19 protein-coding genes are annotated in these 19,994 nt (G+C 65.0%); 7 read left to right on the top strand and 12 right to left on the bottom strand.

Translation table 11 applies throughout. From position 1 onward, the window contains the following. Window positions 1–121: 121 nt before the first annotated feature. The 6 genes from E2I15_RS37150 to E2I15_RS37125 all read right to left on the bottom strand — a co-directional run bounded on the left by E2I15_RS37150 (window position 122) and on the right by E2I15_RS37125 (window position 4,551). Window positions 122–895, bottom strand: coding sequence for a thioesterase family protein (locus E2I15_RS37150; protein ID WP_137476726.1), 774 nt, complete (start codon window positions 893–895; stop codon window positions 122–124). Between the two features lie 100 nt (window positions 896–995). Next, window positions 996–1,967: an NAD(P)H-dependent flavin oxidoreductase gene (locus E2I15_RS37145; protein WP_137476725.1), complete on the bottom strand. Its 972-nt coding sequence runs from the start codon at window positions 1,965–1,967 to the stop codon at window positions 996–998. Between the two features lie 178 nt (window positions 1,968–2,145). Continuing rightward, a complete protein-coding gene (locus E2I15_RS37140; RefSeq protein ID WP_137476724.1) occupies window positions 2,146–2,736 on the bottom strand; it encodes a hypothetical protein in 591 nt (196 codons plus the stop codon). Between the two features lie 215 nt (window positions 2,737–2,951). Continuing rightward, window positions 2,952–3,533, bottom strand: coding sequence for a YqaA family protein (locus E2I15_RS37135; RefSeq protein ID WP_137476723.1), 582 nt, complete (start codon window positions 3,531–3,533; stop codon window positions 2,952–2,954). A gap of 63 nt (window positions 3,534–3,596) precedes the next feature. Further along, a complete protein-coding gene (hisE, locus tag E2I15_RS37130; protein WP_018269659.1) occupies window positions 3,597–3,998 on the bottom strand; it encodes a phosphoribosyl-ATP diphosphatase in 402 nt (133 codons plus the stop codon). A gap of 118 nt (window positions 3,999–4,116) precedes the next feature. Next, window positions 4,117–4,551: a hypothetical protein gene (locus E2I15_RS37125; protein WP_026192198.1), complete on the bottom strand. Its 435-nt coding sequence runs from the start codon at window positions 4,549–4,551 to the stop codon at window positions 4,117–4,119. 265 nt (window positions 4,552–4,816) lie between these two features. Between E2I15_RS37125 and E2I15_RS37120 the strand changes: the two genes are divergently transcribed. From E2I15_RS37120 to E2I15_RS37090, 6 genes are all read left to right on the top strand, one after another. Further along, window positions 4,817–5,872, top strand: a complete 1,056-nt coding sequence (locus E2I15_RS37120; RefSeq protein ID WP_246667900.1) for an ABC transporter substrate-binding protein — start codon at window positions 4,817–4,819, stop codon at window positions 5,870–5,872. Between the two features lie 205 nt (window positions 5,873–6,077). Continuing rightward, window positions 6,078–7,856: a glucan ABC transporter ATP-binding protein/ permease gene (locus E2I15_RS37115; RefSeq protein WP_137476721.1), complete on the top strand. Its 1,779-nt coding sequence runs from the start codon at window positions 6,078–6,080 to the stop codon at window positions 7,854–7,856. 202 nt (window positions 7,857–8,058) lie between these two features. Further along, window positions 8,059–9,573 carry a D-alanyl-D-alanine carboxypeptidase family protein gene (locus tag E2I15_RS37110; protein WP_422109810.1) on the top strand — a complete coding sequence of 505 codons (1,515 nt, stop codon included), beginning with the start codon at window positions 8,059–8,061 and terminating at the stop codon, window positions 9,571–9,573. Window positions 9,574–9,735: 162 nt separating this feature from the next. After that, entirely contained in the window at window positions 9,736–11,418 is a 1,683-nt protein-coding gene (locus E2I15_RS37105; RefSeq protein ID WP_137476720.1) for a long-chain fatty acid--CoA ligase, read from the top strand. A gap of 22 nt (window positions 11,419–11,440) precedes the next feature. Next, window positions 11,441–11,998: a DUF924 family protein gene (locus E2I15_RS37100; protein ID WP_137476719.1), complete on the top strand. Its 558-nt coding sequence runs from the start codon at window positions 11,441–11,443 to the stop codon at window positions 11,996–11,998. Window positions 11,999–12,208: 210 nt separating this feature from the next. Continuing rightward, window positions 12,209–12,694, top strand: a complete 486-nt coding sequence (locus E2I15_RS37090) for a peroxiredoxin (RefSeq protein ID WP_137476718.1) — start codon at window positions 12,209–12,211, stop codon at window positions 12,692–12,694. A gap of 165 nt (window positions 12,695–12,859) precedes the next feature. On the opposite strand, the gene rnhA is transcribed toward E2I15_RS37090, so the two are convergent. From rnhA to ispH, 3 genes are read right to left on the bottom strand one after another with little or no spacing between them, the layout of a single operon-like run. After that, a complete protein-coding gene (gene rnhA, locus E2I15_RS37085; RefSeq protein WP_028342599.1) occupies window positions 12,860–13,312 on the bottom strand; it encodes a ribonuclease HI in 453 nt (150 codons plus the stop codon). Then, window positions 13,309–14,289, bottom strand: coding sequence for a homoserine kinase (locus E2I15_RS37080; RefSeq protein WP_137476717.1), 981 nt, complete (start codon window positions 14,287–14,289; stop codon window positions 13,309–13,311). The genes rnhA and E2I15_RS37080 overlap by 4 nt, the downstream gene beginning before the upstream one ends. Window positions 14,290–14,294: 5 nt before the next feature. After that, the gene (gene ispH, locus E2I15_RS37075) at window positions 14,295–15,269 is read right to left on the bottom strand and encodes a 4-hydroxy-3-methylbut-2-enyl diphosphate reductase (RefSeq protein ID WP_137476716.1); all 975 of its coding nucleotides are present in this window, start codon (window positions 15,267–15,269) and stop codon (window positions 14,295–14,297) included. Between the two features lie 229 nt (window positions 15,270–15,498). On the opposite strand from ispH, the gene E2I15_RS37070 reads away from it, so the two are divergent. Next, window positions 15,499–16,197 (top strand): DUF1013 domain-containing protein, encoded by a 699-nt coding sequence (locus tag E2I15_RS37070; protein ID WP_170991393.1) that lies wholly within the window; start codon window positions 15,499–15,501, stop codon window positions 16,195–16,197. 109 nt (window positions 16,198–16,306) lie between these two features. Here the strand turns inward: E2I15_RS37070 and E2I15_RS37065 are convergent, their stop codons facing one another. From E2I15_RS37065 to E2I15_RS37050, 3 genes are all read right to left on the bottom strand, one after another. Continuing rightward, a complete protein-coding gene (locus E2I15_RS37065; RefSeq protein WP_075969207.1) occupies window positions 16,307–16,579 on the bottom strand; it encodes a hypothetical protein in 273 nt (90 codons plus the stop codon). Window positions 16,580–16,945: 366 nt separating this feature from the next. Then, window positions 16,946–18,853 (bottom strand): propionyl-CoA synthetase, encoded by a 1,908-nt coding sequence (locus tag E2I15_RS37060; protein ID WP_137476714.1) that lies wholly within the window; start codon window positions 18,851–18,853, stop codon window positions 16,946–16,948. A gap of 300 nt (window positions 18,854–19,153) precedes the next feature. Further along, window positions 19,154–19,924: a tetratricopeptide repeat protein gene (locus E2I15_RS37050; RefSeq protein ID WP_137476712.1), complete on the bottom strand. Its 771-nt coding sequence runs from the start codon at window positions 19,922–19,924 to the stop codon at window positions 19,154–19,156. Between the last annotated feature and the right edge of the window lie 70 nt (window positions 19,925–19,994).

Genomic DNA, 19,994 nt, shown 5'->3' with positions numbered 1-19,994 from the left:
CGGGATGGGTGTCAGCCCCAGGCGATGCTACAAGTCGAGAGAGCTGTTCCCACCTGCTTTGCTCTGGCGGGCAAAGCGACCTCACCCTTTTTAGGGGGAGGTCGAAGAAACATAGCCCGAGCTAGCGCCGCTCGATGACCAGGCTCTGGACCGCCTGGCCGAAATAGCCGCGCTGATCGGCGAGCCGCGACATTGCAAGCCCGGCGCCGTCGGGCCCGATCCAGGACTGGCCGTCGAGCAGGATCCAGTCGCCGACCGGCTCGCGCGCGAGACTCACCGAGAGATCGGCGTTGATGAAGGTCCATCGGCTGAAATCGAGCGCCGGCGAGGTGCCGTTGGAGAAGTCCGAGGCAACCACTGCCCGCATCGCCTGCGAGACGGCGGCGCCGGCAATCAGCGGGCGGTCGACGCGGAACCAGATCGCGCCGGGTCCCATCACGCCGAAACGGCCGCGCGCGGCCCGCATCGAGATGCATTTCACGAACGGACTGTTCGCAAGGTTGCCCGGCTCGATCATACTTTCGTCGGGGCCCGGCAGATCGACCGCAAGCGCTGTGATGTCCGGCGGCAATTCGGCCGCCTGTTGCTTGATCTTCAGCACGCTGGCCGAAACGACCACGACACCGTCGGCGAGCAGCCTGACGCCGCAGAGCTGGATCTTGCGGCCGTCGCGCAGGATCTCGCTCGATACCGTCAGCGGCGCTACCGGCACCGGGCGCATCAGGTCGATGGTGACGCGCGCGATCCGCATCGGCAGCGGCGTCGGAATGGCCTCGGCCGCCCATACCACCAGCGCCGCCGGCGCGGAGCCATGCTGCATCCGCGGGTCCCAGGGACCCGCGGCATCGGGACTGGTGACGACGCGGTCGCCGTCGACGCGAAAGATCGGCTCCATCACAGCATGATCCGGAAAAGTGGGACGCGGTTTTCCGACGAGATCATGCTGAAATGAAGAGCTGAAGCGGGATGATGATTCATCATGATCTCATCGCTCTTCAGGCAAGTGCCGGATCGATCGCCTCTTCATACTCTTTCCTGAACCGCGCGATCAGCTCGGCTGCGGGCACCACCTTGGAGATGCTGCCGACGCCCTGGCCCGAGCCCCAGATCTCCTTCCAGGCCTTCGGCTTGGCGCGCTCGCCGGATGCATCGGTGCCGAAGCTCATCTTCGAGGGATCGGAGGTCGGCAGGTTTTCCGGATCCATGCCGGCTGCGACGATCGACGGCTTCAGATAATTGCCGTGCACGCCGGTGAACAGGTTGGAGTAGACGATGTCCTCGGCGGACGAATTGGTGATCATGCTCTTGTAGCCCTCGACCGCGTTCGCCTCCTTGGTCGCGATGAAGGCCGAGCCGATATAGGCGAAGTCGGCGCCGATGATGCGGGCCGCGCGGATGGCGCGGCCGTTGGAGATGGTGCCCGACAGCGCGATCGGCCCATCGAACCATTGCCGCGTCTCCGCCACGAACGGGAACGGCGACAGCGTGCCGGCATGACCGCCGGCGCCGGCCGCGACCAGGATCAGGCCGTCGGCGCCCTTCTCGATCGCCTTGTGCGCGAACTTCTGGTTGATCACGTCGTGGAAGACGATGCCGCCCCAGCCATGGACCGCCTGGTTGAGCTCCTCGCGCGCGCCGAGCGAGGAGATGATCATCGGCACCTTGTGCTTCTCGCAAAGCGCCATGTCGTGATCGAGCCGGTTGTTCGACTTGTGCACGATCTGGTTCACCGCGAACGGCGCCGACGGCCGCTCCGGATGCGCCTTGTCATAGGCGGCAAGCTCTTCCTTGATCCGGTACAGCCATTCGTCGAGCAGCTCCGGCGGCCGCGCGTTCAACGCCGGAAACGAGCCGACCACGCCGGCCTTGCACTGCGCGATAACGAGGTCGGGCACGGAGATGATGAACAGCGGCGCCCCGATCACGGGAAGAGACAGGCGGCCCTTGAACAGAGCAGGCATGGACATTTGAAGCGGATCCTCAAGCGTTGGTCGGTTGGTCTCGAATGCTGATCGTCATACCAACAAGGCAATCTTTCCAGTGTCAAGTATTGCGTTTTTGCGCTGCAAAAAGGGTGACAAATCCTCATCCGAAACCCGTGTTTTCGCAGGTGCCTGGCATCCCAGACGCAAAGCCTGGCCGCCGCTATTGGCAGACCGCCCGTGTCACGAAATTTTCCGTCCTGCAGTCGTTCGGGCCGCGCTTGTGGCCCGGCAGATAGACCAGCGGCGAGCATTTCTCGGAGGCGTCGGTATCGATGCCCTTGCCTTCCCGAAACCCCTTGCTCTGGCACAGCCGGTCGGCGCCGATCTTGCAGTCCGGCGCACCGTTCGAGGCCACCACGCAGGGCGCGCGTCCGGTCACCACCGTCGAGGGGCGCGCGATGTTCGACAGCTCGTTGATGGTCTCGCCGGGGCTCTTCAGCGGCGGCAGCGCCGATTTCGACTTCTCGAACAGCTTTCCGATTTCGTTGATCAGCCCGGGATTCTCGCGCTCGACCGGCGCTGGCGGCAGCTCGATCTGCTGCTGAGGCGGGACCGGCTGCTGCGGCGGCGACTGCACGCCAAGCGCCGGCGGCGCTGTCTGGGCCCAGCTGTGGTCGAAGGTCGTCAGTGTCATCGACAGCGCAAGGCCCGACAGCACAAGACCCGACAGCGCAATGCGCGCCTTTGCACACGTGAGCCTGGCGAGCGTGAGCCCGGCAGGATCGAGCAGGTCCGCGATTCCTTCAGCCATCGCGCCAAGCGTAACCCGAAGCCGCGCGCAGGCAAAGCCGCAAGCGGTCCGTCGCTAGTGTCCCGAATCCGAAGTTCGCATCATTTGCCGCATCTTCGGAGCGAACTTCGGATTCGATAAGGACACTAGCAAACTTATGATTCTAGTGTGCTTTATGAATGCGAAGTTCGTGAAAGTGGTTGCCGCGAAATCGCACGAACTTCGCATTCAGCACACTAGATCAGCTTGAATGCGACAACAAAGCCCAGCACCAGCACGACCGCGCCGATCGCGACCCACAGGCCGAGCCGCTTCTCGAGCTCGGCGCGGATGAAATCGCCATAGCGGTTGAGCAGCACCGCGACGAAGAAGAAGCGGCCGCCGCGCGCGACGATCGAGCACAGGATGAACAGCCAGATGTTGTAACCGGCAAAGCCCGAGGTGATCGTCACGAGCTTGTAGGGGATCGGCGTCAGTCCCTTCAGCAGGATGATCACGGCGCCCCACTCGGCGTAGGAGGCGCGGAACGCGTCGACCTTGTCGGAGAGGCCGTAGAGATGGATCAGCCACTGCCCGAGCGAGTCGTAGAGCAGTGCGCCGATCGCATAGCCGAGCACGCCGCCGGCAACTGACGCCGCCGTGCAGACCGCCGCGAACCACCACGCCCGCTTCGGCCGCGCCAGCGACATCGGCAGCAGCATGATGTCGGGAGGGATCGGGAAGAAGGAGCTCTCAGCGAAGGCGACGGCCGCGAGAATCCACAGCGCATAGGGCTTGTCGGCCGCGTCGACGCACCAGTCGTAAGTCCGTTTCAACATGGGCGCGATGAACCATCATGGAGCGGATTTGTCCATGCCGGGATTGGGCCGAATTTGGTTGATTTACGGCTGCCGTTTGCGCAGCCGGCTCTCCAGCGCGACAATTCGGCGCCGAGCCACCGGGACCGGCGCCGTTTTGGGCAGCTTGACCGGCGACTTCGGCAGCTTCTCGGCGATCCCGAGCAGCCGTTCGCGCCGCTCCATCTCGCGCCAGACATCCTCCGGCTTCACGCCGGCCGACGCCCAGAGAACGGCGAGGTTGTAGAACAGGTCGGCGCTTTCGCGAATGACGGCATCCGACTTGCCGCTGACGGCGTCGATCACGACTTCGATCGCTTCCTCGGCGAGCTTCTTGGCCATCTTGGCCGGCCCGCGCTGGAACAGCCGTGCCGTGCGCGACGTAGCCGGATCAAGATCCTTGGCCGCGATCACCGCCTGGTAAAGCCGCTCGATCGAATCACTCATGCTTCGAGCCTAGTCGAAACGCGTCGCCAGCGTGTTAACGGCGACGACGAAAAAATCCACCGGCGCGCGGCCGGTGGATCGGATGCTTTGTGACAGTTCTGAGAACCGCCGACGGCGGTCAGTACGGCTGATACGGCAGTTGCGATCGCCGCCCGTAATAGCCCCGGTAACCATAGTACGGTCCGCCGCCGTAATAGACCGGGCCGCCACCATAGTAGACGGGACCACCGTAGTAGCCCGGGCCACCATAGTAGCCGTAGGAGTCGTAATAGTCGCGGCGGCTCTGGGCTGCGGCGATCGCGAGACCCGTACCGACGATCCCGGCGAACGCAGCCGCAGCCGCTGCGCCACCACCGCCATAGTAGCGACGGCGGGCACTGATGTCGGTCGCGCCGCTCGTGCCTTGTGACGTCGTCACAGCGGTCGCCTTGCCTGCCGAAGCAGAGCCTGCGAACGCCATCGTCGGCTCGACGGCCGTCAACGCCACCGCGGCAACCGTTGCCAATGTGGCTGCGCGGCCAATGGACGAAAAAACACCTTTTCGCGCAAACATTGCAGTCATCCTTTGTGGGAGCCGGCCCGACGGGCCTTGGTTAGCTAACCCACTGCCTCCAGATTAGGTTCCCCAAACCGAATGCAAGCTGAACGACCTGAGGTGAAAACATGGCAAGCCGAAGCCTGGCAGTCATCGACCGTTCACCTTGCCTGGGGCAAAATGCCTGCAATTAACGCTTGAAATTGACGCTTGCTCTGGCGCATTCGATGTCATGAAGCAGGCGCGCCGGCGCGGCACTTTGTCTCGCCTCCCGGATGTCATGATGCAGGTAAGTCGGACCACCGTTCTCCGCTGGATACTGGCCGGCATGATCGGCCTCGCGGGGGGCGTGTGGCCGGCATTGGCGCCGCTGCGCGCCAGCGACCTGCCGCCGCCGCTCGCCATCCAGTTCACGCTCGACCGTCCGCTTGATGCCGCCGCAGCGCCATTCGTGATGGCGTCGACCGGCGGCTTGTTCAGCGCCGAGGGCCTTGCGGTCGGCACCAACGTCGCGACCAGTTCCGCGGATGCCATCGCGCGCGTCGCCGACGGCTCGAGCGATTTCGCCCTCGTCGACATCAACTCGCTGATCCGCTTTCGCGACAAGCCTGGTGCTGCGCCCGTCAAGGCGGTGTTCGTGCTGTTCAACCAGGCGCCCTATGCGATCATCGCGCGTAGGAGCCGCGGCATCAGGACGCTGACCGACATGCAGGGCAAGAGCCTCGGCGTCGCCGAGGGCGACCTCTCGATCCGGCTGTGGCCCGCGGTCGCGAAGCAGAGCGGCATCAAGCTGTCGAGCGTGAAGGAGAGCACGATCAGCGCCGCGGTACGCGAGCCGATGCTCTCCGCCGGCCAGATCGATGCCGTCACCGGCTTCTCCTATCTCTCGGCGATCAATTTGCGCGATCGCGGCGTGCCCGCCGACGATCTCGCGGTGCTGCGCTTCGCCGACTATGGCTGCGAGGCCTACGGCTTTGCCGTGATCGTCAGCCCGCGCCTTGCCGCCGCGAAGCCGGATGCGGTGAAGGGATTCGTGCGCGCGGCGATCGGCGGCACCAACCTCGCGGTCAAGGATCCTGCCCGCGCCGCCGGCGAGGTCGCGAGCCGGATGGATGGCGGCTCGCGCGATCTGGAGCTGGAGCGGCTGAACGCCATCATCCGCGACAACATCCTGACCAGCGAGGTGAAGCGCGACGGCATCGGCGGCATCGAGGCGGAGCGCTTCGAGCGCTCGGTCGACCAGCTCGCGGAGGACTTCAAATTCCAGAAGCGGCCGCACGCCGCCGACATCTTCGACGAGGCTTTCCTGCCGCCGATCGACGCCCGGCTGGTGAATTGAGGCTAGCCCACTTCGTCGTCATGCCCGGGCTTGTCCCGGGCATCCACGTCTTTCGTCACCGCTAGCAAGAAGGACGTGGATGGCCGGGACAAGCCCGGCCATGACGGAGCGTTATGCATCGTCGCCCCGCTGGTCCTCGCTGGCGAACCCTGATTAGATTGCATCCCGCCTGACCGGGCGCCCACCGCTGACGAGTCCTGCCGGCATGTCCATGCTTCGCCTCTATACCCGCGTCCTCGAACTGCTCGGCAAGGAGGCGCGGCTCGGCTGGATCCTGGCCATCGCCAACGTGCTGCTCGCCGGCGCGCAATTCGCCGAGCCGGTGCTGTTCGGCAAGATCGTCGACGTGCTGTCGGGCCGGCCGGTCACCGGACTGTTCGCGACCTCCTCGGCATGGCCGCTGCTCGTCGCCTGGGCGGCGTTCGGCCTGTTCACGATCGGCTGCAGCGCGATCGTGGCGCTGCAGGCCGACCGGCTGGCGCACCGCCAGCGCCAGGCGGTGCTGACCGATTATTTCGAGCACATCCTGCAGCTGCCGCTGACCTTCCATTCCGGCACCCATTCCGGGCGGCTGATGAAGGTGATGCTGAACGGCACCGATGCGCTGTGGCGGCTCTGGCTCGGCTTCTTCCGCGAGCATTTCGCCGCGATCATGTCGCTGATCGTGCTGTTGCCGCTTTCGCTCTACATCAACTGGCGGCTGGCGATCCTGCTGTTCGGGCTCTGCGTCGTGTTCACCGTGCTGACCACGCTGGTGGTGCGCAAGACCTACGGCATGCAGAGCGAGGTCGAGGCCTATTACAGCGACCTCTCGGCGCGCGCCTCGGACGCGCTCGGCAACGTCGCGCTGGTGCAGAGCTTCGTGCGGATCGATTCCGAGGTGCAGGGCCTGCGCTTCGTCGCCGACAAGCTGCTCGCGGTGCAGATGCCGGTGCTGTCATGGTGGGCACTGGTCACCGTGATCACGCGCGCCTCGACCACGATCACGGTGCTCGCGATCTTCACCGTCGGCATCGCGCTGCATAACCAGGACCTCACCACGGTCGGCGAGATCGTGATGTTCGTCTCGTTCGCCACCATGCTGATCCAGAAGCTCGAGCAGGTGGTGAGCTTCATCAACAACGTGTTCATGGAAGCGCCGCGCCTGCAGGAGTTCTTCGACGTGCTCGATGCGGTGCCGGCGGTGCGCGACCGGCCCGGCGCGGTCGATCCCGGACGGCTGTCCGGCCTCGTCGAGTTCGACGACGTCTCGTTCTCCTATGACGGCAAGCGGCCGGCGATCGAGGATCTCAGCTTCACCGCCCTACCGGGCCAGACCATCGCGCTGGTCGGCTCGACCGGCGCCGGCAAATCCACCGCGATCGCGCTGCTGCACCGCGCGTTCGATCCGCAATCGGGCATCATCAGGATCGACGGTATGGACATACGCGCGCTGAAGCTGACGGCGCTGCGGCGAAACATCGGCGTGGTGTTCCAGGAGGCGCTGTTGTTCAACCGCTCGCTCGCCGACAATCTGCGCGTCGGCAAGCCCGACGCGGCTGATGAGGAGCTGCGTACCGCCGCGGCGCGCGCCCAGGCGCTGGATTTCATCGAGCGCAGCGAAAAGAAGTTCGATACCCATGCCGGCGAGCGCGGCCGCATGCTGTCCGGCGGCGAACGCCAGCGGCTGTCGATCGCGCGTGCGCTGCTGAAGGATCCGCCGATCCTGATCCTCGACGAGGCCACCAGCGCCCTCGACGCCGTCACCGAGGCCAAGGTGAATGCCGCTCTCGATGAAGTGATGAAGGGCCGCACCACCTTCGTTATCGCGCACCGCCTCTCCACCATCCGCCACGCCACCCGCATCCTGCTGTTCGACCAGGGGCGGGTGATCGAAAGCGGAACTTTCGATGAACTGGTGGCGAAAGGCGGGCGTTTTGCCGAGCTCGCGCGGGCCCAGTTCATGGTCCAGGAACAGGCGCGCGCCGGCATCGAGACACCATAATTCTCGCCTTTCCAATTGAGGCGGCTGCCGAAATTCAGCCGATTTCGTCCACGATATAATTTCCCGGCCTCTGTTCTCTGCTGGCAAGCCGGTATAGGGTTTGCATCGCCGCAATGCGGCGCCGGACACGCTTGAAACCCGTACGTCACAATCGCAAGACCTCCTTTTTCAAGGCGGGTCTCAAAGGACCGGAACCGGATTCGTGCACCTTCCTCGCCCGTCATTGAAATGGATTCTGGCCGTCGCGATGCTCGCCGTCGCCGCGCCGCAAATGGCGCAAGCCGAGGCGCTGCTGGTTGTCGAGGCCGATTCCGGAAAGGTGCTGCAGGCCGATAATGCGACGATGCCGTGGTACCCGGCTTCGCTCAGCAAGCTGATGACGGCCTATGTGACGCTGAAGGCGGTCAAGGACGGCCGCGTCTCGCTCGACACGCTGCTCACGGTGTCGCCGACCGCGGCGTCGCAGTCGCCCTCGAAGATGGGCTTCCGGCCCGGCACCCAGGTCACCGTCGACAACGCGCTGAAGATGATGCTGGTGAAGTCGGCCAACGACATGGCCGTGGTGCTGGCCGAGGGCATCGGCGGTTCGATCGACGGCTTTGCCGGGATGATGAACCAGACCGCGCAAAAGCTCGGCATGACGCAAACGAGCTACGTCAATCCGAACGGCCTACCGGCCGACGGCCAGATCACCTCGGCGCGCGACATGGCGATCCTCGCCCGCGCCATCATCCGCGACCTGCCGGAATACGAGTATTTCGTCCACATCCCCTCGATCCGCTTCGGCCGCCGCATCACCCAGAACTTTAACAAGCTGATCGGCCGCTATCCCGGCGCCGACGGCTTCAAGACCGGCTTCATCTGCGCCTCCGGCTACAATCTCGTGGCGTCGGCGACGCGCGACGGCAAGCGGCTGATCGCCGTAGTGCTCGGCGCCTCCTCGGGCCGCATGCGCGCGATCCGCGCCGCGCAGCTCCTGGATCGCGGCTTTGCCAATAACGGGCTGGCGTGGCTGCGGCCCTCGCTCGGCACCGTCGACAATCTGGTGCCGATCGATTCCACGCCGCCGAACCTGCGCGAGGAGATGTGCGGCCCCAAGCACAAGCGGCCCGCCAGCGACGAGGACGCGGAGGACACCATTGCCAGCGCCGGAAGCTCCAGCACCAATGGCGACGGCGGCGTCAGCTTCTTCGCCTCGGGCCTGCAGGCCGCGATGCCGGCCAAGCCGGCCGACATGCTGGCACAGCCCGCCGCGGCCTCCGAACCGGTCGTGGTTTATACGGGGCCGACCAAGACCGGGGCTGCGTTGATCGCCGCGGTCGAGGCCGACACCGAGAAGATGCAGCCGGTCAAGCGGGCCAAGGGCAAGCACAGCCGCGTCGCGGGCAAGAAGCCCGATGCGACCGATGACGCGACGGCCGACGCCAAGAGCGCCTCCAAGAACACCTCCAAGAACGCCTCCAAGAACGCCTCCAAGAACGCCTCCAAGTCGGACAACAAGCCGGCGGCGAAGCCCGTGCGTCACGCCAACGCCAAGCCGGATGCCGCAGCTGCGAAGCCGGCCGCGGACAAGCCCGCCGCCGCAAAGCCCACCGGCAAGCCGGCGGCGGCAAAGCCGGCTGCCAAGCCCAAGACTTCGGCTGACAAGCCCAAGACCGCGGCCGACAAACCCAAGGCCGCCGACAAGCCGAAAGCCGACGCCAAGCCGGCCGGCTAGCGGTCCCCCACCCGTCGTTTCTTCCAATGCGTCGATAACGCGCAGCGGCTTGCCATCGGCCGCGGCATCGCTCAATACTGCCTGAAATAGCGCGGCCGAAGGTCGGAAAACCCGGAAGCAATCCGGGACATCAGCCAAATTTGAGAGAGGGGATTGACCATCATGGAGCGCATCTGGCTCAAGCATTATCCGGCCGGCGTGCCCGCCGATATCGACGTCACGCAATATTCGTCGCTGGTCGAACTGCTGGAAGAGAGCTTCAAGAAATTCGCCGATCGCAAGGCGTTCATCTGCATGGACAAGGCGATCACCTATCGCGAGCTCGACGAGATGTCGGCGGCGCTCGGCGCCTACCTGCAGAGCAAGGGCTTGCAGAAGGGCGCGCGGGTCGCGCTGATGATGCCGAACGTGCTGCAATACCCGGTCGCGACCGCCGCCGTGCTGCGCGCCGGCTTTGCCGTGGTCAACGTCAATCCGCTCTACACCCCGCGCGAGCTCGAGCACCAGCTGAAGGATTCCGGTGCGGAGTCGATCATCGTGCTGGAGAACTTCGCCACCACCGTACAGAAGGTGCTGCCCAACACCTCGGTCAAGCACGTCATCGTCGGCAGCATGGGCGACCTGCTCGGCTTCAAGGGCGTGATCGTCAATCTGGTGGTGCGCCGGGTCAAGAAGATGGTGCCGGCCTGGTCGATATCAGGCGCCGTCGGCTTCAATGAGGCGCTGTCGGCCGGCCGCGGCCTGAAGCTCAACAAGCCCGCGCTGACGCTCGATGACGTCGCCTTCCTGCAATATACCGGCGGCACCACCGGCGTCTCCAAGGGCGCCACCTTGCTCCATCGCAACATCCTGGCCAACGTGCTGCAGAACGACGCCTGGCTGCAGCCGGCACTGGCGAAACCGCCGATCGTCGAACAGATGGTCATCGTCTGCGCGCTGCCGCTCTACCACGTCTTTGCGCTGACCGCGTGCTATCTGCTGGGCATGCGCTGCGGCGGCACCAATCTGCTGATTCCGAATCCGCGCGACATGGCGGGCTTCGTCAAGGAACTGTCGAAGTACCAGGTCAGCTTCTTCCCGGCGGTCAACACCCTCTACAATGGCCTGCTGAACACGCCCGGATTCGACAAGCTCGACTTCTCCAAACTGAAGATCGCCAACGGCGGCGGCATGGCGACGCAAAGGCCGGTCGCCGAGAAATGGTTGAAGGTCACGGGCATCTCGTTGTCGGAAGGCTATGGCCTGTCGGAGACCTCGCCGACCCTGACGTGCAATCCTGCCACGATCGAGGAGTTCTCCGGGACGATCGGCCTTCCCGTCCCGTCGACCTGGCTCTCGATCCGCGACGACGACGGCAATGAGTTGCCGATCGGCGAGGCCGGCGAAATCTGCGCCAAGGGTCCGCAGGTGATGGCGGGCTACTGGAACAGGCCGGACGAAACCGCGCGCGTGATGACCGCGGACGGTTATTTCCGCACCGGCGACATCGGCGTGATGGACGAGAAGGGCTACACCAAGATCGTCGACCGCAAGAAGGACATGATCCTGGTCTCCGGCTTCAACGTCTATCCGAACGAGATCGAGGAAGTGATCGCAAGCCATCCGGGCGTGCTCGAATGCGCCGTGATCGGCGTGCCCGATGCGAAGTCCGGCGAGGCGGTGAAGGCCTTCGTGGTCAAGAAGGACCCGAACCTCACCGCCGAGGACGTCATCAGGTTCAGCGCTACCCAGCTCACCGCCTACAAGGTACCGAAGCAGATCGAGTTCAGGACCGACCTGCCGAAGACCAATGTCGGCAAGATCCTGCGCCGCGAATTGCGCGACGAGAAGAAGGCTGCGGCTTAAGGCGTGAGTGGACTGACATTCGATGTCTGACGCAAGCCTCGCGACGCCGGCCGACGTGCTTGGTTTCTGGCGGAATGCCGGCCGCGACCGCTGGTACAAGCGCGACGACAGCTTCGATGCGGAGATCCGCAGCCGCTTCCTCGCCACCTGGCAGAAGGCGGCTGCCGGCGAATTGTCGTCGTGGGAGGCCAGCGACGACGGTGCGCTGGCGCTGACCATCGTGCTCGACCAGTTTCCCCGAAACCTGTTTCGAGGCGACGCCAAGGCCTTTTCAAGCGATGCGCTGGCGCGTGAGGTCGCAACGCGCGCCATCGACCGCGGCGTCGATGCGCGGACCGCCCCAGTACTGCGCGAATTCCTCTATCTGCCTTTCGAGCATTCGGAGGACCTCGCCGACCAGCAGCGCTGCGTGGCGCTGTTCCGGCAGTATGACTGCCATCCCGACAACCTGAAATACGCCGAGGACCACGCCGACATCATCCGCCGGTTCGGCCGCTTCCCGCACCGGAATCGCGTGCTGGGCCGGCAGACCGCGGCCGAGGAGCAGGCCTTTCTCGACGCCGGCGGGTTTTCCGGCTGATGACGGAACGGTGACCAGAGCCTTTTCCGTTCCGATTGAATCGGAACGGGGCTCTAGATTCTTGTTTTGACGCGTTTTCTTCACGCGAACCGGTATCCACGTCGCTCGAAAACGCTCTCACCTCAGGCATTGCCGTTCTCGCAGCAGGCCGTATTGTGCCGTCCAATCGCCGGGTCTAAGACAATTCCGCTTCACCGAGGGAGAACAACGATGACGATTAATGTTGGCGACAAGCTGCCGGAAACCAAGTTTCGCGTGATGACCGCCGAGGGTCCGCAGGTCAAAACCACCGACGATATTTTCAAGGGCAAGAAGGTCGCCCTGTTCGCCGTGCCCGGCGCCTACACCGGCACCTGCCACAAGATGCATCTGCCGAGCATCTTCCTCAACGCCTATGCCATGAAGAACAAGGGCGTCGACACCATCGCGATCGTCTCGGTCAACGACGCCTTCGTGATGAACGCGTGGAAGCGCGACACCGACCAGCGCGACGAAGCCGTATTCCTCGCCGACGGCAATGCCGACTTCGCCAAGGCGATCGGCATGGAGCTCGACGCCTCCGGCAACGGCCTCGGCATCCGCTCCAAGCGCTACTCGATGCTGGTCGAGGACGGCGTGGTGAAGAAGCTCAACCTCGAGCCCGCCCCGGGCAAGGTCGAGGTCTCCGGCGGCGACACGCTGCTCGGGCAGCTCTGAGCTGACGCTTTCGCAGCAAACTAAACTGTCGTCGCCCGGCTCGACCGGGCGACCCGGTACGCCGCGGCCTCTCGTTTCAATCACCACCGTCTCTGGAATACTGGATCGCCCGCTTTCGCGGGCGATGACAGTTGTGGGAATGGCGATAGCAGAAAGCGGCGCGCCCTAACTTTTCAACCTCGCCATCGCCACGCCCTCGCGCGCCAGCTCGTCGGCGCGTTCGTTCTCGGCGTGGCCGGCGTGGCCCTTGATCCAGTGCCAGCGCACCTCATGCGGCTTCAGCGCGGCATCGAGCCGCTGCCACAGCTCGACATTCTTGACCGGCTTCTTGTCGGCGGTGCGCCAGCCGTTGCGCTTCCAGCCATGGATCCAGCCGGTGATGCCCTGGCGGACATACTGGCTGTCGGTGGTGAGATCGACCACACAGGGCTTCTTCAGCGCTTCCAGCGCCGAGATCGCCGCCATCAGCTCCATGCGATTGTTGGTAGTGTGCGGCTCGCCGCCCTTCAATTCCTTCTCGACCTCGCCGAATCTGAGGATCGCGCCCCAGCCGCCCGGCCCCGGATTTCCGGAGCAGGCACCATCGGTGAAGACGATCACATGCGGCTTGTCGCTCACGCCGCGCACCCGGCCGGCGTGATGCCATAATCGCGCAGGCTCGCGACATTCTGCTGGAAGCGCAGCTTGCGGACATATTCCAGCGGGTCCTTCGGCTGCACCAGCGCGCCTTCGGGCACGTTGAGGAAATCGACCAGGCGCGTCAGCAGGAAACGCATCGCGGCACCGCGCGCGAGCAGCGGCAGCGCGGCCTCTTCCGCCGCCGACAGCGGGCGCTCGCGGCCGTAGGCGTTGAGCAATGCGCGCGCCTTGGTGACGTTGAAGGAATGATCCGGCTCGAAGCACCAGGCGTTGAGGCAGATCGCGACGTCGTAGGCCAGGATGTCGTTACAGGCGAACGGGAAGTCGATCAGGCCCGAGAGCTTGTCGCCCAGAAAAAAGACATTGTCGGGAAACAGGTCGGCGTGGATGACGCCGACCGGCAGATCCGCCGGCCAGGCGGCTTCGAGATGATCGAGCTCGCGCACGATGAAATCGTGCAGGCCGGCCTGCACGCTGTCGGCCCGCGCGGCGGCGAGATCGAACAGCGGCCGCCAGCCGGAGACCGACAGCGGATTGTTGCGGACCAGCGGGAAATCGCGGCCGGCAACGTGCATTTTGGCCAGCGCCCCGCCGACGCCGGCGCAATGCGCCACGTTCGGCCGCCGCGGCCACACGCCCTCGAGGAAGTTGATGATCGCCGCGGGCCGGCCGGCGAGCCGGCTGGTGACCTCGCCCTTGCGGTTGCGCGCCGGCTGCGGACACGACACGCCGCGCTCGGCGAGATGCGCCATCAGCGACAGGAAATACGGCAGGTCGTCCTCCGCCACGCGCTTCTCATAGAGCGTGAGGATGTAGGCGCCCTGGCTGGTGTGCAGCAGGAAGTTCGAATTCTCGACGCCCTCGGCGATGCCCTTGTAGGAGAGCAGCTCGCCGATGTCGTAGCTCTTGAGGAATTCCGCGAGGTCTTCGGCGGCAACGTCGGTGTAGACCGCCATATGGTCTATTCCGCCGCGGCAGCGTCGGGCCGCAGCGAACGCGGCAGCGGGAAGAACTCGTTCTCTTCCGCGGCCGAGACCGTCTCCACGTGCAGTTCGTAGCGCTCGGCGAAGGCGCCCATGATCTCCTCGACGATCACCTCCGGCGCAGAGGCGCCCGCGGTGATGCCGAGGCTCGTGATGCCTTCAAAGCGCTGCCAGTCGATGTCGCTGGCGCGCTGGGCGAGCACGGCGATCGGACAGCCCTCGCGCTCGGCGACCTCGCGCAGGCGCTGCGAGTTCGACGAGTTCGGCGCGCCGACCACGATCAGGGCATCGACCACCGGCGCCACCTTCTTCACCGCGAGCTGGCGGTTGGTGGTCGCGTAGCAGATGTCTTCCTTGTGCGGACCGTTGACGTTCGGGAAGCGCTGCTTGAGCAGCGCCACGATCTCCGCGGTGTCGTCGATCGACAGCGTGGTCTGGGTCACGAAGGCGAGGTTGTCGGGGTCCTTGGGGACGAAGGTCTTGGCGTCCTCGGCGGTCTCGATCAGGGTCACGGCACCGGCCGGCAACTGGCCCAAGGTGCCGACCACCTCAGGGTGATGGGAATGCCCGATCAGCAGGATCTCGCGGCCGCGCTTGAAATGGATCGCCGCCTCGCGGTGGACCTTGGTCACCAGCGGGCAGGTCGCGTCCAGCGAGAAGAAATTGCGGGATTTGGCCTCGGCGGGAACCGACTTGGGAACGCCGTGGGCCGAAAACACCACCGGCGCGTTGGTATCGTCGGGGATTTCGGCCAGTTCCTCGACAAAAATGGCGCCTTTGGTCTTCAGGCTGTCGACCACATACTTGTTATGGACGATTTCGTGCCGGACATAGACCGGGGCACCGTAAATGGTGAGGGCGCGTTCGACCGTGTCGATGGCGCGGACCACCCCGGCGCAAAAGCCGCGGGGGGAACAAAGCACGATTTTAAGATCGGGTTTTTTCGCTGACATCGGGCTGTCTCGGGGCAATTTCGGACCGAATCACCCCTCGCCAGGCGGGCGGGGAACGGCCAGTTGTGGTAACGACTTGGGACTGCTTTCGGGCGCTGTCAAGGCGATTTTACTCGCCCATTGCGCCATTCCCCCCTCAGGGCTTATATACAGCTCATAATTCCCGTCATCGCCGATGACTACCAGCTTCGCCTCGACAGAGGTGGGCGAAGCACAAAGGAGATTTGCCATGAGCAACGCACCGCTGATGCCGAAGGCGACTGCCGTGTGGTTGGTCGACAATACCGCCCTGACCTTCGATCAGGTGGCCGATTTTACCAAAATGCACCCCCTCGAGGTCCGCGCCATCGCCGACGGCGACGCCGCCCAGGGCATCAAGGGCATGGACCCGATTTCCAACGGCCAGCTGACCCGCGAGGAGATCGAGCGCGGCGAGCGCGACCAGAATTACCGCCTCAAGCTGCAGGAGAGCAAGGTGGTGCTGCCGTCCGCCGCCAAGAAGAAGGGCCCGCGCTACACGCCGGTGTCGCGCCGCCATGAGCGGCCGAGCGCGATCCTCTGGCTGGTGCGCAACCACCCCGAGTTGAAGGACGCCCAGATTATGCGTCTGGTCGGCACCACCAAGACCACGATCGCCAGCGTGCGCGACCGCACCCACTGGAACGCCTCGACCCTGACCCCGATGGACCCGGTGACGCTCGGCCTGTGCTCGCAGATCGAGCTCGATTTCGAGGTGCAGCGCGCTGCCAAGGAGAAGCCGACCACCACCGTCTATGGCGGCGCCACGCTGCTGCCGGCCTCCGAGACCACGCGCAAGGACGAGCTCGACGACCAGCCGATCGAGCGCCACGACGATCTCAACGTCGATGCCGTGTTCGCCAAGCTGAAGACGATCGGCGGCAAGAAGCCCGACAACGAGGAAGAGTAAGCGCGGGCCGCGCAACTCGAAAAGCAGAATCCGAAACGCGGCAGGGCGACCCGCCGCGTTTTTGTTTGGAAGCGCATGCGATGGACGTGACGGAGACCGTCGGCGCGGCTCAGTGCCGGTCCGGATTGTTCATCATGTATTCGCCGAGATCGCGCTGCCTTCGATCGGTGCGGGCTTCGGCGTTCTGGCGCTGCACGTCGCGGTTCTTGCGGCAGGCGACGTAATCAGGCGAGCCGACCGCAACCTTGCCGCCGGCCTGGCAATACTGATCGTCGTCACCCATGCTCTCCGCGATCGGAGATCGGCCGCGCTCGAGACAGCCCGCCAGAAGCGGCAGGGCGAGCAGCAAGGCGAGAGGCGCGCGTGCGGAAATGGATCGCATCCTTGAGTCCGTATCTCGTGGCATATGACAGCGAAGGCCGGGATGACCCGGCAATCCATCAAAATCAAGGCCGTTTTGCTTCCGATGGGTTTCGAGGGTGCGCGGCCGGATTGCGCGATGGTGCCCTCATCGTCCATCGCGCCCCGGGGCTTACCCCTCTCCCCAACCCTCCCCCGCAAGGGGGCGGGAGCCTGACTAGCGTGCTCACCTCACAAGATGCAGCATTATCGATTGCGTACCCTCAGCTCGTCTTGTGTGAAGAAGCCACCGGCGGAAGGGTTCCCTCCCCCCTTGCGGGGGAGGGTTAGGGAGGAGGGTGCCACACGACGTGCTGTCTCAACAGCGAGCCAGCAACACGACGTCGAGCTACGCCTTCCCCTTCAGCGCCTCGCCGATTTCGTCGAGCACCTTCGGGTCCTCGATCGTCGCCGGCATGGTCCAGGACTCGCCGTCGGCGATCTTCTTGATGGTGCCGCGCAGGATCTTGCCGGAACGGGTCTTCGGCAGCCGCGCCACCGTGATCGCGAGCTTGAACGCGGCGACCGGCCCGAGCTTGTCGCGCACCAGCGCCACGACGTCCTTCTCGACCTCGGCGGGCGCCTTGGTCACGCCGGCCTTCAGCACCAGGAAGCCGCAGGGCACCTCGCCCTTGATCGCGTCCTTGACGCCGAGCACGGCGCATTCGGCGACATCGGGATGCGAGGCGAGGATCTCCTCCATGCCGCCGGTGGACAGCCGGTGGCCGGCGACATTGATGATGTCGTCGGTGCGGCCCATCACCCAGACATAGCCGTCCTCGTCCTTGTAGCCGGCATCCGAGGTCTTGTAGTAGCCGGGGAATTCCGAGAGGTAGGCGTCTTTGAAGCGGTCGTCCTGCTGCCACAGCGTCGGCAGGCAGCCCGGCGGCATCGGCAGCTTGATCACGATCGAGCCCATCGTGCCGGCCCCGACCGGCTTTGCCGCCTCGTCGACGATGTCGACCTGATAGCCCGGCATCGGCACCGTCGGCGAACCGTGCTTGACCGGCAGCTGGCCGAGCCCGACCGGATTGCCCGCGATGCACCAGCCGGTCTCGGTCTGCCACCAGTGATCGATGACCGGCACCTTCAGCTGCTGCTCGGCCCACTCCACCGTCGGCGGATCGGCGCGCTCGCCGGCGAGGAACAGGGTGCGGAAGCTCGAGAGATCGTAATTCCGGATGAACTTGCCCTCGGGGTCCTCCTTCTTGATCGCGCGGAACGCGGTCGGCGCGGTGAAGAAGGCGACCGCCTTGTGCTCTGAGATCACGCGCCAGAACGCGCCGGCATCCGGCGTGCCGACCGGCTTGCCCTCGTACATGATGGTGGTCGCGCCGTGGATCAGCGGGCCGTAGACGATGTAGGAATGGCCGACCACCCAGCCGATGTCGGAGCCGCACCACCAGATCTCACCGGGCTTCACGCCGTAGAGATTGTGCATCGACCATTTCAGCGCGACGAGATGGCCGCCATTGTCGCGCACCACGCCCTTCGGGACTCCGGTCGTGCCCGACGTGTACAGGATGTAGAGCGGATCGGTCGCGGCGACCGGCACGCAGGGCGCGGCCTTGCCGGCGTCGAACGCGGCCTGGCGCAGCGTCGCCCAGTCATGATCGCGGCCCGCGGTGAGTTCGCAAGCCTGCTGCGGCCGCTGCAGGATGATGCAGGTCTCGGGCTTGCTGCCGGCGAGGCGGATCGCCTCGTCGAGCAGCGGCTTGTATTGCACGATGCGCCCGGGCTCGATGCCGCAGCTCGCCGAGAAGATCAGCTTCGGCTTGGCATCATCGATGCGGGTCGCAAGCTCCTTGGCCGCGAAGCCGCCGAACACCACGCTGTGCACCGCGCCGATCCGCGCGCAGGCGAGCATCGCGACGACGGCCTCCGGCACCATCGGCATATAGAGGATGACGCGATCGCCCTTCGCCACGCCGAAATCCTGCATCACCGCGGCCAGCGTCTGCACCTCCTCCAGCAATTCGGAATAGGTGAATTTGGTGATCGTGTTGGTGAGCGGCGAATCGTGGATCAGCGCGACCTGGCTGGCGCGGCCGCCGGCGACATGGCGATCCAGCGCGTTGTGGCAGGTGTTGACCACGGCGCCGGCGAACCAGCGGCCATAGGCGCCCACGGAGGGATCGAGGATCTTCTTGGTCGGCTCGATCCAGTCGATCTCGCGCGCCGCTTCCGCCCAAAAGCCCTCGGGGTCCCGAAGCGAGCGGGCATACACCTCATGATACCGGCTCTGCTGGATATTCATCGCGTTTCTCCCTCGCGCGGTCGCGCGTCATTTGCCGACCATTGTCACGGGAAGTGGCGCCGTTTCAAGCCGAAATGACCGCGACCTTCGGCCGGGTCGGAGCAAGGCGTTTTCGAGCGAAGTGGGTACCGGTTCGCGTGAAGAAAACGCGTCAAAACAAGAATCTAGAGCCCCGTTCCGCTTCGATCGGAACGGAGCACTAAATCATGATGCGTTTGCACGGAATCGCATCATGATCTCATCTCCCTGTTTGAGCATGATCTTTTCGGAAAACCGGTTTCCACTTTTCCGGATCATGCTCTAGTAGCCGTCGACGCCATTGATCCGCTGCAGCCGCTCGCGCATCGCCTTTTCGAGCTCGTAGCCCGGCTTGCCGAAGTCGGCATTGCGGCGGGCGATGAACTGATCCTGCTCGCGCTGCAGCTCGCGCGCCTGGCGCGGATTCTGCGCCTCGCGCACCGTGCGGAAGGTCGATGCGACGATCTCGCGATCGAGATCGGCAAGCGTGGGATTGGCGCAGATCGCCTTCTCCACCGGCCGGCGCGCCTTGCGGCAATCGAAGCTCGGCTTGCCGGCGACCGCCATCATGGCGCCGATCCGCTCCAGCTCCAGCGACAGCGACTTGTAATTGGCCTTGGCGGCGGCGTGATTGGGGTCGAGCTTGACGGCCGCGCCGAAATCCAAGATCGCCTTCGGCCGGTCGCCCTTGCGGCGCCACAGCTCACCGCGCGCATTATGCGCATCGGCAAGCTGTGGATCGAGCTTGAGCGCGGTGTCGTAGTCCGCGATCGCGCGCTCGATCATCTGCTTGCGGTCATAGGCGCCCGCCCGCGCCATCAGCGCCTTGACGCGATCCGGCCGCGCCGTCTTCTCATTGTCGATCAGCGCGCCACAGACGTCGATGATCTTGTCATCATCGGCCGCCGCTGCCGCCGCGATGCAGGGGCCGGCATTGGCCTGCACATCCTCGCCCGGCTCGCTGCCGGTGGCGCGCGCAACGCCCGACATCAGCCCGCCCGACAGGCCAACGCAGATCAGCATCACGGCCAGATTTGCGCGTTTGTGTCGCATCCCGATCGCCGACAAGTCATTCCTCTCTTGCCCCCGAACCACCGGCCTCTGATGCCCGGCAGCGCGCCAT

It is taken from the genome of Bradyrhizobium sp. BR2003 (genome assembly GCF_009720285.1).
Classification (GTDB): domain Bacteria; phylum Pseudomonadota; class Alphaproteobacteria; order Rhizobiales; family Xanthobacteraceae; genus Bradyrhizobium; species Bradyrhizobium elkanii.
Note: the sequence above shows the minus strand (reverse complement) of the source record. Positions and strands in the feature narration are given on the sequence as shown.